The sequence below is a fragment of the Frankia sp. CgJB1 genome (assembly GCF_977947065.1).
This window is the reverse complement of the sequence record NZ_CDWTNB010000037.1, coordinates 16,261-28,721: the sequence shown is the minus strand read 5'-3', so window position 1 is coordinate 28,721 and position 12,461 is coordinate 16,261. Positions and strand designations below refer to the sequence as shown.

Below are 12,461 nucleotides of genomic sequence, written 5' to 3'. Positions count from 1 at the left end.
GTCCGGGAAAGGCGACCGAGATGGCCGTGGCGAACGTCGCGGAGGTGATCAGCGTCGGGGCGAGGAGCTCGGCAGCGAAGCGTCGCATGTCGGCAAGCGTCGCCGTCACGCCGGAGGCCGGGGATCCCGTCAGCCGGGCACCGTGCATCCCGAGGGGCTCGAAGACCGCCTGGGCGAGGTAGTCGGCGAAGGCGATGGTGGTCGCCTTCTCCAGCGTCTCCCCCAGCCGCTCGAACCCGGTGTTGGAGTAGATGCGACGGGTACCCGGGGGGGCTAATGTGCGGGTCCCCGAGAACGCGAGCCCGGAGGTGTGGGCGAGTAGATGAGCCACGGTGGACCTGGGGGGTCCGGCGGGATCGTCAAGCCCGATCGCGCCCTCCTCCACGGCGATCAGGACCGCATAGGCGCTGAGCAGCTTCGACACCGAGGCCAGCCGGAAGGGGTGATCGAGTGGTCCGGTCCGCGCCACCTCCCGGACCCGCGGGGTCACCGCTGCGTCCGGCCACCCGGACCCCGCACCCGGTCCGACCGCCTCGTCCGCCCGGCCCATCACCGCGACCGCGACGGTCTCGACCGGCCACGCCGCCACCTGTCCAAGAGCGTCCACGTTCCGCACTGTACGAGGTTTTCCCGCCGGTCCCGACGACCCGGGCACCCGGTCCACCCCGCGGGCCGGGCGAGGCGGGCGAGGCGGGGCATGCGTCCACCGGGGGGCAGCCGGCTGCGAGACTGGCTGGCGTGCAGACCCTCACATCCTCGTCCGGCCCGCCCGCCCCGCGTGACGAGCACCCCGGAGAGAACGCCACCACGGAGGCCCGAGGATCCGGCGTGACCCCGAGGGACGGCGTGGATCCGAGGGACGGCTCAGGTCCGCGGGAGCGGGCGGGGAGACGTGACATCACGGGAACCGCAGGACCACGATACGTAACGGCAGGACCAGTCAAGGACGCTGACACGATCACCGTCGCCACCCCGATCGTGCGCGTGGACGAGGCGGTCGATCTACTTTCCCGCACGATCGACGTCCTTGTCGTCGGGGGCGGCCCGGCCGGCAGCGCGGCGGCTCTGGGCGCCCTGCGAGAACGCCCGGACGCACACGTCGTCATCGTCGACGTCGCTGAGTTCCCCCGGGACAAGACCTGCGGTGACGGCATCGCCCCGCACGGCCTGGACGTCCTGCGTGATCTCGGCGTGACCGATGCGGTCGCCGGGTACCGGCCGGTGGACCGCATGCGCCTGCGCACCCCAGGGGGCGCCGAGGTGGCCACTCCCTCGGCCCGAGCCAACTACGTGGTACCCAGGGAGGTCTTCGACGCCCGTCTCGATGGCCGCGGCCCAGGCACGTGGGGCTCAGCTGATCCAGCGGCGCGTGCGGTCCCTGGAACTTACCGACCGGCCGCGCCTGGACGGTCGGGGACGGGAGCCGGTCGTCGTGGTCAACGGCACGCTCACGGCGCGGATCGTCATCGGCGCGGACGGCGCGAACTCCGCGGTACGCCGCGGGCTCGGGCTGCCGGGTAACCCCCCCCCCCGAGGCGATGGCGATCGCCGTGCGGGCCTACACCGACGTCGCCTTCGACGACGGCCCCCCGAACAGTTCATCCACATGACCGACGAGGGTTGGCCGGCCTACGCCTGGTCGTTCCCAATCGGCGACGGCCGTGCGAACATCGGCTACGGGATGCTGCGGTCCCGGCTGGCCGGCGGGACGGACGGAACGAGCGCCAAGACCGTCCTGCGCCGCACGCTCGCCCGTATGCTGCCCGAGACACCGGCGCATCCAGCCACGCTGCGGGCCCATCATCTGCCGCTGTCGACCCATCGCCCCCGGCAGCCGAACGGTCCCGTGCTGCTCGCCGGGGACGCGGCCTCCCTGATCAACCCCCTGACCGGGGAGGGCATTTACTACGCGGTGCTGTCGGGGTCGCTGGCCGGGCATGCCGCCGTCCGCGCGGCGCACCCGGCCAGCGCGGGCCGGGTCTACCGACGCGCTCTCGACGCGGAGCTGGGACGGCATCTGCGGCACACGGCCCTGCTGGCCGGTCTCGCCGGGCGGCGCCGCACGCTGATGGACGCGGCGGTGCGGGCCGCCCGCACTCGTACCGAGCTGTACGACACGCTCGTCGAGATCGGACTGGGCCGCGGCACGATCCCGGCGAGTTCCCTGACCCGTCTGGCGATGCGGCGCACCATGACCGGCCTGCGCTAACCCGTCACGGCCTGCGCTAACCCGTCACGGCCTGCGCTAACCCGTCACGGGCCGATATAGGGAACGGCGAATGTGAGGATTATCACAGATACTCCAAACAGAAGGAGAATACCCACATCGAAGGCCCGCCCCCGCACCGCCAGCAGGCCGATCCGCCGTGCCGGCAGCACCAAACGGGCCAGAGCGGCCATCACCAGGACCACGCCGACGACCACCATTCCTCGGCGCCATCTGTCCTGGAAGACCAGCACCAGCCCGACGGTGACCCCGGCGAGCACCAACGCGAAGGTGGCCTCCCGCCGTAGCCAGCCGCCGATCCCGCCCCCGTCGCCACGCCCGGCAGTCCCGGCCCCGGCGGGTGCGCCGGGCGTGACGAATGGTGGCGGGGAGGCAGCTGGGACCGGTGTTCTCCGGGATCCGGAGATGGTCCCTGCCACTGGTGGCCCAGGCTCCGCACCGACCGCCGACTTCCGGTGCTCCTCGGGGCCGACCAGCGGGGAGGACACCGGACGCCACGGGTCGTGCGATGGGATGCCGTCGCCCTCGACCCGCTCCGGTGGGGACGATCCGGGCGGACCCGGGGCGGCCGGCGGGGCCGGTGCCGGCGGAACGGGACGGTCGAACCGACGCAACCCGCGATACTCGGCGGGAAGGCGCTCGTCACGATCCTCGATCGGACGGAAGACGTCGACGCGGGTGGTGCCCGGCCACGACGGACGCCGCCGGTCCGCTTCCGCCCCAGCGCGGCGCAGCGGCAGCTCTGCCCGCTCCGCCCGGGGATCGGGCGCCTCATGTCCGCCGGAATATCCGTCGGATCGGTACCGCCCCCCCGGCCCGGGGCGGCCTGGATCACCCCCGGGTCGAGCCGGGCCGGAGCCGCGCACCGCGTCGGTCACCCTCACCTCCGGCAGCGGTTGGGATCTCCTGCTGGACAGTGGCCCCGTACGGGACATGGTGGCGTCCCCGCCATCATCGGCGACGGCTTCCACCCGAGTGCAGGATGCATCGAACACCAATCCAACCAGGACATCGGTCCTTACCAACACACGGTAGGCCGCCTGCGGCATCCGGCGCCCACGGACGCACGAGAGCACGGCGGGGCCACGCCGAGGCGGCGCACGGCGGGGCGGGGGCCGGGTGTCGACATCCCACTCGCCGGCCCCAGCGTCTCCCGGCCGCAAGCCGAGATCGTTCGACGCGGCCCGTATCTCTGCGTCTCGAGTCTCTACGTCTCCAGACGCAGGGCTGTCCCGAAACGGCGCCCGGTGAACGGCCGGCCCGTCGGGCGGCGGATCCTCCACGACGGCGATCTGCCCGATGCCACGACCTGCCGGAGCGGGGGATAACCACCCTATATCATATGCCAGCGGTCAAAGATGCGATTACCCCATCCGAACACATCACGCGCACAATATGCAACATCCCCGCCTATAGGCATCATGCAGGCTTAGGGCGGACTTCCGGCCGCAGTGCCCAAGTGGGATGGAGCGTGACGTGACAGACGAATCACCACACAGCAAGCAGCTGCAGGAACTGATGTTCCGGGCCTGGGAGACCTTCGGGGACGCCCGACACCTGGACAGCGACGACCGAGTGTTCGTCCAGGCGCTGGCGAGGCAGACAGCGGATCGGATCTCGGTGCTCTACGGCGCGAGCTGGCGCGACGCCCTGGACTGGGTCGCCCAGCGCTATGTGCCGAACGGCGACCAGCTCGGCGGTGCGCTCGCGGCGGCGGCCAGCCCGATGGCGACGACGTCCAACGGCAGCGCCAGCGGGCGTCGGGGCTCGGCAGCCGCGGAGGCGAACGCCGCCTCGTGAAGTGAGGGCACCGAACGGCGCATGGCGCCGTTGGGCGGCGCCACGGACGAACCACCAGAGCCACCAGAGCCGGTCGGAACATCGACCGAGGCCAGCCGGCCGGCGGGTCGGGACAGAACGTCCGGGGACAGACGACCGGGCACCGATCAGCAGTCGTCCGGTCCGCTATGGCCATCCGGTCCGCTATGGCCATCCGGAGCGGACGAGCGGACGGGAGCCCGGCCCGGCGCGGCCGCGGCCGGACTGTCGCTGTCCCAGGCCGATCATCGGCCTGACAGTGATCATCTACCGGAGGTCAGCCAGCGTCCCGGACGCCTGCCCAGTGCCCGACCGGACACCCGCACCGACGCGCCGGGGGCGCCCGGCGTCGTGGCGAGCGACGGCACCGGCACCGGTGTCGCCGGCGACACCGGCGAGTCGACTCCTTCGATCGAACTGGAGTATCGGCGTACGGACGGGCATCTGCGATGGGGCCGCCGATTCCGGTGAAGACATGCGCTGGTGAAGAGATGCGTGCCGGGGCCGCCGACGACTCCTCGGCAAAGGCTTCGGCCGGTGGCTGGCGGAACATACGCCGGTGCCACCGGCCTGGTGGCCCGCTGTCAGTGCGCGAAGTGGCGGACACCGCTGAAGTAGAGCGTGACGCCGGCCTCTCGGGCGGCCGTGATGACGAGCTCGTCGCGCACCGACCCGCCCGGTTCGACCACGGCCCGCACCCCCGCCTCGGCGAGCACCTCGAAGCCGTCAGGGAACGGGAAATAGGCGTCGCTCGCGGCGACGGCTCCCTTCGCCCGGTCCCTGGCCCGGGTCACCGCGAGCCGGGCCGCGTCCACCCGGTTCACCTGGCCCATCCCGACGCCGACGGTGGCACCGCCGGACGCGAGGAGGATGGCGTTCGACTTCACCGAGCGCACCGCCCGCCAGGCGAACCGCAACTCGGCCAGTAGGGCCTCGTCCGCAGGTGATCCCGCCTCCAGCGTCCATCCGGACGGCTCGTCGCCCGGCGCCTCGACGGCGTCCCGCGACTGCAGGAGCAGGCCTCCGCTGATCTGACGCAGTTCGATCCCGCGCTGGTGCGGCGGCGGCGGGCACTCCAGCAGCCGGATCGACGGCTTACGGGAGAGGATCTCCACCGCGGCGGGTTCGTATGCCGGTGCGACGACGACCTCGGTGAAGATCTCCGCGATCTGTTCGGCGAGCTCGACCGAGACCGGACGGTTGGTCGCGATCACCCCGCCGAAGGCGGAGACCGGGTCGCAGGCATGCGCCTTGCGGTGGGCCTCGGCGATGGTGGCGCCGACCGCGATGCCGCAGGGGTTGGCGTGCTTGATCACGGCCACGGCGGGCTCGGTGAAGTCGAACACTGCTCGGCGGGCGGCGTCGGTGTCGGTGTAGTTGTTGTAGGACATCTGCTTGCCGTGCAGCTGACGGGCCGAGGCGAGGCCGGGCCGACCCCCGGCGTCGCTCTCCACGTAGAGCGCGGCGCGCTGATGGGGGTTCTCGCCGTAACGCAGGACCTCCGTACGGTGCCACTGCGCGGACAGCACGTCGGGCCATCCGCTCTCCCGCGCCACCTTGTCCGGCGCGACGGCGCCGGCGAACCACGAAGACACGGCGATGTCGTACGCCGCGGTGTGGGCGAACGCCTTCGCGGCGAGCCGACGGCGAGCGGGAAGATCATATCCGGATCCGCGGACTGCGGCGGCCAACTCGGTGTAGTCGCCGGGTGTGACGACGACGGCGACCGACGCATGGTTCTTCGCCGCCGCGCGGATCATGGCCGGACCGCCGATGTCGATCTGCTCGATCACCTCGTCCTCGCTCGCACCGGAGGCGACCGTCGCGGCGAACGGATACAGGTTGACGACGACCAGGTCGAACGGGGCGATGTCGAGTTCGGCCAGCGCCGCGGCGTGCTCGGCGTTACGCAGATCGGCCAACAGACCGGCGTGCACGTGGGGGTGCAGCGTCTTGACGCGACCGCCCAGCACCTCCGGAAAGCCGGTCACGGTGCTCACCGGTGTGACCGCCAGCCCGTGACGGGCCAGGACGTCGGCGGTCGAACCGGTCGAGACCACCTCGACGTCGGCCACGAGGAACGCCTCCGCGAGGACGTCGAGCCCGCTCTTGTCGTAGACGCTGACAAGCGCCCGTCGCAGCGGCCGCCGCCCGGTGGGGACCACTTCGCCGGGCTCGGATCCGCGGATAGCCCCGCCCTCGCCGGCCACACCTTCGCCCGATGACGTCATGATTCCTCCTGTATCCAAACTTCTACCGATGCGGGAGACCCATGCTCGCCCCGTCGAGGTCCGGCCGGGGCCGAGTCGCCGCTCCCGGCCCGCACGATCTCGCCGATCGTCGCGACGAACAGTCCTCGCTCGACGCTCTGGATCCGTGCATGAAGTGTCTGCTCGGTATCGCCTGGCTCAACCGGCACCGCCCGCTGAGTGATGATTGGACCGGTGTCAACGCCTTCGTCGACCCAGTGCACCGTTACCCCGCTGACCTTCACCCCGGCGGTCAACGCGTCACGCACCGCGGTGGCTCCCGGGAAGGCGGGCAGCAGCGACGGGTGGGTGTTGATCGTCCGGAACCGGCCGATCACCCGGGCACTGAGAATCTTCATGTAGCCCGCCAGGACCAACAGATCGGGCGCGAACTCGGCGATCCGCCCGGCCGTCGCGGCGTTGAAGGCATCCCGGTCCGCGTGGTCCTCGAGACGAACGATGAACACCGGGACCCCCGACGCCCGGGCCCGCCGTTCCGCGCCGGTGCCATAGCGGTCGGTGCCGACCGCCACGACCGCCGCGCCGAACCCGGGGTCCGCGGTTGCGTCGAGGATCGCCTGCAGGGTGGTTCCCGCTCCCGAGGCGAGCACGACGAGACGAGCAGACACAGACACACTCCGTAAGCAGAATCGGGCGACACGACGAGCCGCCCGCTGCGCAACCGCCATCTGCGGACGGCGGCGGAACAATGGCCGGTCCGACTGTACTGACTCGACCAGCTCCGCCGCTTCCCGCCGGAAACGCGCGCACCGGCGCCCGCCGGGCGCGGCCCGCCAGGCAGCCACCTGAGCCCGGGGCTGCCGATCATGCCGCCGGAACCCATCCGGCGAGGAGATCTGCCAGCCACGCGTCGATGGCCTGGGCGGACGGGACCTCGCAGGCCGCCGGAGACGACAGCCCGTCAGCCAACGAGCGCAGCCCCGCACACCCGTCCTCCTCATCCCCACCCGTGCCGCCCGCTGCACAGGTGCACCCGGCGGAGGCCGCGGGGCCCGCAGCTCCCTCGAAGCCCTCATCGAGCTCGCCGTAGTCCCGCCCGTCCAGCAGATCACTCGGCCGGCACAGGTAGAGCTCAGCCAGCCGTGACAGGACCTGTGTGGAAGGCGCCCGGCCGCCCTTGGCCGGCCAGCTCTCCCAGTACGAGAAGGTCTTACCGGTCTTGGCCGGCCCCGAACCGGGCCACCGCTCGTTCCAGCGGCGTGCGGCCTCCTCCTGCGTCCAGCCGTGCGCGAGGCGGAACGCGACGAGCGCGCTCAGGTGATGGCGGGTCTGCAGTCTTCGGGCGATACGGCGATAGGACCAGCCCAGCTCCCGCAGGCGAAGTGCTTCAGCCCGGATACGGGCGACCGTGACCGCCACGACGACCTCCGTGAAGATGATCCAGTGCGGTCACGGTAACCGACGGCGCAGACAGTTTCGGAGGCCGACGGGGTGCCGGGCAGGCGGGGAGGGAGCGGGCGGGGAAAGGTCCCCGCCGGGCGGGGAGCTGCGGGCCCACAGACCTCGAGGAGGCCGCGGCAGCGGGGCCGCGAGGCCGGTCAGGGGTGTCGTCGTGACAGCCGGGCTGACGACCATGAGCCGGACGGTTGCAGCCTGCGCCACCAGGAGGGCGCCGCCGCGTCGTCGGCGACGAACGGCCGCTCGGCCCGACGGGCCGCCAGGTCGATGCCGCCGATCAACAGGAGTCCGACAAGCGCGGTCTCCCCCCCGGCAATCAGGCCGCACAGCCATCCGGACGAGGGACCATAGTGGTTACCCTGACCCGTCACGGTCCCGACCTGTCCCATCGACACTTGGACCGCCAGACCCACGAGGACACCGCAGACCACCGCCCCGAGCAGGACGGTCAGGATGCGAGCCCGGGAGCGGCGTCCCAGGCTCGCCCGATGGACCATGACAGTAAGCACGACGCCGGCCACGACGGGCACCAGCGCCAGCACAAGCCACCCGGGCCTGGGTAACGCGCTCGGCGGAAGGGCCGCCAGCACCGGGAGGTCCGGCAGGTCGGCCGGGCGGACGACATCCGCCCGGACCAGACCCGGACCCGTTCGAAATCCTGGTCCGAGGGCGTAGGACAGACCCCAGAGGACCAGGTTGGGTAGCAGCGCAAGCTGGGTCGCCGTGAGCCCGAGACCCCCGAGCACGCCCACGTCGAGCGAGCGCTCGGCGGCGGCGACCTCGGGCTCGGTCGCCGCGAGCACCAGCGCGACCCCGAACGCGGCGGCCGCCAGCAGCGCCATGAACGCCGCCGCGCCGGACAGCAGGGGGACGCGCAGCATCACGGGCAGCATCCGCCATGCCGTGCGCAGCCGATGGCGGCCGGCCAGCGCGCCGAGCAGGGCGGCCGGTATCCCGAACGCGACCGTCCCCAGCGCCGCAGAACCGGGGGTCGGCCGTACCGAGTGCGTGCGCACGATGAGCGCGACGACCACGACGAAGAGAGTCTGGGCGCCCACGACGCCGATGACGTCGCCTGCCACGGCCCGCCAAGGGACCCCGACGGCGCCATCCGACCGGCAGCGGCCCCCGCGGGAGTCCCCGAGGTCCGCCACCGAAGCGGCGGAGCGCCCTCCGCCGAGCCGGGCGGGCCGCAACCGCGACACCCGGCCCAGGGGCGTCCGGTTGAGAACGGCATGCGACTGCAGCGGTGCCGCGCTCGCCCGCCGATGTGCCGCGCTCAGCGTCGCGGCCAGCGGAAAGAGGGCGAGGCCCAATGGCCGGAACGCGATGATCCCGTCAGGGAGCCGCAGCGTCGTTCCGTGAGCGGCAAGCCACAGATCGGCTCCGACGCGCAGAGCCGCGGCGGGTCCGGTGGAGGAGCCGGTGTCGGCTCCCCACACAACCAGAACGACGAATTCGATGAATATCAGGCCCGCAGCCGACGCGGCGACCGCCTCCGCCAGGGGTCGTCCGCCCCGCTGCCAGATCCGATCGGCAAGGCGCCGCGGCAGTCTGGGCGGCTGCATGGAGGCGGGCACGTATCGGATCAACGACCGGGAGGAGGCTCCTGCTGGCCGTAACCACCCGGCGGAGGCGGCTGCTGGCCATAACCTGGGGGCGACTGAGCCTGACCCTGCGACGGCTGCCCGTACCCCGTGGGCGGCTGGCCGTAACCGGGAGTGGGCTGCTGGCCGTAGGGCTGACCGTAGGGCGGCTGCTGACCACCATACGGAGGCCAGGCGCCCGGCTGACCGGGCCCGGTGGGACGGGCACCCGGACGGCCGGGAATGGGCGCTCCGCTCGCCAGCGCCGTGAGCACACCGAAGACGGTCTGCACGATCGTCAGCAGCAAGGCGAGGTAGAACCCGAAACTCGGCCCGGCGTCCACCCCGCTCGGCACGTCGGGGAACCGGATCCATCTGATCAACAGCAGAAGGACGGCGAACGCCGAGACGGCCGGCAGTATCCACAGGATCGAGACCGGACCAACGTCCGGGATGCGGACGTTGGCGGCGACGCGCGCCGTCACCAGACCGGCGACCACGACCACCAGGAACACCGGGAACCAGGAGTTGAACCCGAGCCCCCAGGCGTTTTTGTGAGCCTCCGCCGAGCGGCCGAAAAACCCCAGGCTCACCGAATACCACGGCAGGAAGCTCACGATGAACGTGACCGCCCCAGAGACGACCACCCCGATGTCGTTGGTGGCGACGCTACGACCGCCGATCTGTGCCACGACGGCAACCCCACTTCGTCTGGTCGGTCGGTGCGGAGACGAGAGCCGTCGATGCACCGATGCAGAAGTCTTGCAACCGTCGGAAGCGAAGGGAAGACGTCCGTCCCCGAAGCCCCGCGGCCAAGACCCCTACCTGTCCCGATGATGAGCCCCCGCGGGACGCGGGGCTCATCATCGGGACAGGCCTACAACGACCGCATGATGTCAGCCATCAGCCGGGCGGTCTCCGACGGGGTCTTGCCAACCCGGACGCCGGCCTTCTCCAGGGCTTCTTTCTTGGCCTGCGCGGTCCCGGACGAACCGGACACGATGGCGCCCGCGTGGCCCATCGTCTTGCCCTCCGGCGCGGTGAAGCCGGCCACGTAGCCGACGACCGGCTTGGTCACGTGCTCTTCGATGTGCGCCGCGGCCCGCTCCTCGGCGTCGCCGCCGATCTCACCGATCATCACGATCGCGTCGGTGTTCGGATCGGCCTGGAAGGCATCGAGCGCGTCGATGTGCGTGGTGCCGATGACCGGGTCGCCACCGATGCCGACGCAGGTGGAGAAGCCGAACTCCCGCAGCTCGTACATCATCTGGTAGGTCAGCGTGCCGCTCTTGCTGACCAGGCCGATGCGCCCGCCGGGGGTGATGTCGGCCGGGATGATGCCGGCATTGGACAGACCGGGGCTCGCGATACCCGGGCAGTTCGGCCCGATGATCCGCGTCGTCGCCTTGTACTGGGAGTAGGCGAAGAACTCGGTCGTGTCGTGGATCGGCACGCCCTCGGTGATGACCACCGCGAGCGGGATCGCCGCGTCGATCGCCTCGATCGCCGCGTCCTTGGTGAACGCGGGCGGAACGAAGATCACCGAGGCGTTGGCGCCGGTCTGCGCCATCGCATCGGCGACGGAGCCGAACACCGGCACGCCCTCGACCTGCTGGCCCACCTTGCGCGCGTTCACGCCGGCGACGACGTTCGTGCCCGCGGCGAGCATGCGGCGGGTGTGCTTGCTGCCCTCCGAGCCGGTGATGCCCTGCACCACCACCCGGCTGTTCTCGTCAAGCCAGATAGCCATCGGTTCGCAATCCCCTTCGCCCAGGTCAGGCCGCGGCCGCGGCGAGCTCGGCGGCGAGCTTCGCCGCGCCGTCCATCGTGTCGACCGGCTTGACCACCGGCAGGTTCGCCTCGGCCAGGATGCGGCGGCCCTCCTCGGCGTTGTTACCGTCGAGGCGCACCACCAGCGGGGTGCTGACGTCGCCGACGATCTTCAGGGCCTGCACGATGCCGTTGGCCACCGCGTCGCAGGAGGTGATGCCACCGAAGATGTTGACGAAGACGCTCTTGACCGCCGGGTCACCAAGGATGATCGACAGACCGTTTGCCATGACATCGGCGGACGCGCCGCCGCCGATGTCGAGGAAGTTCGCCGGGCGCTTGCCGCCGAACTCCTCCCCGGCGTAGGTCACCACGTCGAGGGTGGACATGACCAGGCCGGCACCGTTTCCGATGATCCCGACCTCACCCTCGAGCTTGACGTAGTTGAGGCCCTTCTCCTTGGCCTTCTGCTCCAGCGGGTCGACCGCGGCCACGTCGACGAACGCCTCGTGCTCCGGGTGGCGGAAGTCGGCGTTGTCGTCCAAGCTGACCTTGCCGTCGAGGGCGACGACCCGGCCGTCACCGGTGAGGATCAGCGGGTTGACTTCGACGAGGGTGGCGTCCGACTTGAGGAACACGGTCCAGAGCTTGGCCAGCAGCTCGCTCGCGCCGTCCAGAGCCGCCTCGGGCAGCTTCGCCGTGACCGCGATCTCGCGCGCCTTGGCCGCGTCGACTCCCCTGAGCGGGTCGATCGCGATCCGGGCCAGCGCCTCCGGCTTGGTCGCCGCCACCTCCTCGATCTCCATGCCGCCCTCCCGGGAGGCCATGGCGAGGAAGGTGCGGTTCGCCCGGTCCAGCAGGAAGGATGCGTAGTACTCCTCGGCGATGTTGCTGGCTTCCTCGACGAGCACCGAGTGGACCGTGTGGCCCTTGATGTCCATGCCGAGGATCGCTGTCGCCTTCGCGAAGGCGTCATCCGGCCCGTCGGCTACCTTGACGCCACCGGCCTTGCCCCGGCCTCCGGTCTTGACCTGCGCCTTGACGACGACCTTGCCACCGAGCTCGGTGGCGATCGCGCGGGCCTCCTCGGGGGTGGTCGCGGTCTTCCCGGTGGGCACCGGTACGCCATGTTCGGCGAACAGCTTCTTCGCCTGGTATTCGAAAAGATCCACGGTCCGTCCAGTCGGATGCGGTCGTTACGGGTTGGGATACGTAGAGCTGCACAGAACGCCTGCGAGCCTACTGACGAGGGCGTTACAGCGCGCGCCACGCGCTGTGCACCACACCGCCGTCGCCGGCGGCCCACGGGTGGAATCGAACGGGCCGATCCGGCGCATCCCTCGACTCGGTCCGGGGCCCCGGCAGGTCGATACAGGACAGATACAGGACAAA

Annotated in this window: 12 protein-coding genes and 1 pseudogene; 4 read left to right on the top strand and 9 right to left on the bottom strand. The window is 71.2% G+C overall.

The window, feature by feature from the left end; translation table 11 throughout:
- A partial coding sequence (locus tag AC08OT_RS06800; RefSeq protein WP_476602639.1) for a serine hydrolase domain-containing protein occupies window positions 1-607 on the bottom strand: 607 nt, incomplete at its 3' end.
- 131 nt (window positions 608-738) lie between these two features.
- Between AC08OT_RS06800 and AC08OT_RS06795 the strand changes: the two are divergent.
- Together AC08OT_RS06795 and AC08OT_RS06790 are read left to right on the top strand one after the other, a co-directional pair.
- Window positions 739-1,152 (top strand): annotated as a pseudogene (locus AC08OT_RS06795) (hypothetical protein); the annotation flags it as partial.
- 46 nt (window positions 1,153-1,198) lie between these two features.
- Window positions 1,199-2,209 carry an FAD-dependent monooxygenase gene (locus AC08OT_RS06790; protein ID WP_476596966.1) on the top strand — a complete coding sequence of 337 codons (1,011 nt, stop codon included), beginning with the start codon at window positions 1,199-1,201 and terminating at the stop codon, window positions 2,207-2,209.
- A 44-nt stretch (window positions 2,210-2,253) separates the two neighbouring features.
- Here AC08OT_RS06790 and AC08OT_RS06785 read toward each other — a convergent pair whose 3' ends face one another.
- A complete protein-coding gene (locus tag AC08OT_RS06785; RefSeq protein WP_476592166.1) occupies window positions 2,254-3,105 on the bottom strand; it encodes a DUF3017 domain-containing protein in 852 nt (283 codons plus the stop codon).
- Here AC08OT_RS06785 and AC08OT_RS06780 point away from each other — a divergent pair.
- Together AC08OT_RS06780 and AC08OT_RS06775 are read left to right on the top strand one after the other, a co-directional pair.
- A complete protein-coding gene (locus tag AC08OT_RS06780) occupies window positions 3,001-3,555 on the top strand; it encodes an FHA domain-containing protein (RefSeq protein WP_476592167.1) in 555 nt (184 codons plus the stop codon). The two genes, AC08OT_RS06785 and AC08OT_RS06780, sit on opposite strands and share 105 nt — an antisense overlap.
- Before the next feature lie 148 nt (window positions 3,556-3,703).
- The gene (locus tag AC08OT_RS06775) at window positions 3,704-4,027 is read left to right on the top strand and encodes a hypothetical protein (RefSeq protein WP_476592168.1); all 324 of its coding nucleotides are present in this window, start codon (window positions 3,704-3,706) and stop codon (window positions 4,025-4,027) included.
- 602 nt (window positions 4,028-4,629) lie between these two features.
- On the opposite strand, the gene purH is transcribed toward AC08OT_RS06775, so the two are convergent.
- The 7 genes from purH to sucC form a co-directional block, all read right to left on the bottom strand.
- The gene (gene purH, locus AC08OT_RS06770; RefSeq protein WP_476592170.1) at window positions 4,630-6,276 is read right to left on the bottom strand and encodes a bifunctional phosphoribosylaminoimidazolecarboxamide formyltransferase/IMP cyclohydrolase; all 1,647 of its coding nucleotides are present in this window, start codon (window positions 6,274-6,276) and stop codon (window positions 4,630-4,632) included.
- The gene (gene purN / locus AC08OT_RS06765; RefSeq protein WP_476592171.1) at window positions 6,273-6,923 is read right to left on the bottom strand and encodes a phosphoribosylglycinamide formyltransferase; all 651 of its coding nucleotides are present in this window, start codon (window positions 6,921-6,923) and stop codon (window positions 6,273-6,275) included. Before purN ends, purH begins: the two co-directional genes overlap by 4 nt.
- A 196-nt stretch (window positions 6,924-7,119) precedes the next feature.
- Window positions 7,120-7,674, bottom strand: coding sequence for a helix-turn-helix domain-containing protein (locus tag AC08OT_RS06760; RefSeq protein WP_476592172.1), 555 nt, complete (start codon window positions 7,672-7,674; stop codon window positions 7,120-7,122).
- Between the two features lie 179 nt (window positions 7,675-7,853).
- Window positions 7,854-9,281, bottom strand: a complete 1,428-nt coding sequence (locus AC08OT_RS06755) for a cell division protein PerM (protein ID WP_476592173.1) — start codon at window positions 9,279-9,281, stop codon at window positions 7,854-7,856.
- Between the two features lie 20 nt (window positions 9,282-9,301).
- The gene (locus AC08OT_RS06750) at window positions 9,302-9,991 is read right to left on the bottom strand and encodes a hypothetical protein (protein WP_476592174.1); all 690 of its coding nucleotides are present in this window, start codon (window positions 9,989-9,991) and stop codon (window positions 9,302-9,304) included.
- Window positions 9,992-10,176: 185 nt separating this feature from the next.
- Window positions 10,177-11,049 carry a succinate--CoA ligase subunit alpha gene (gene sucD, locus AC08OT_RS06745; RefSeq protein WP_462203621.1) on the bottom strand — a complete coding sequence of 291 codons (873 nt, stop codon included), beginning with the start codon at window positions 11,047-11,049 and terminating at the stop codon, window positions 10,177-10,179.
- 25 nt (window positions 11,050-11,074) lie between these two features.
- Complete coding sequence (gene sucC / locus AC08OT_RS06740) at window positions 11,075-12,241, bottom strand: ADP-forming succinate--CoA ligase subunit beta (RefSeq protein ID WP_476592175.1); 1,167 nt, start codon at window positions 12,239-12,241, stop codon at window positions 11,075-11,077.
- Between the last annotated feature and the right edge of the window lie 220 nt (window positions 12,242-12,461).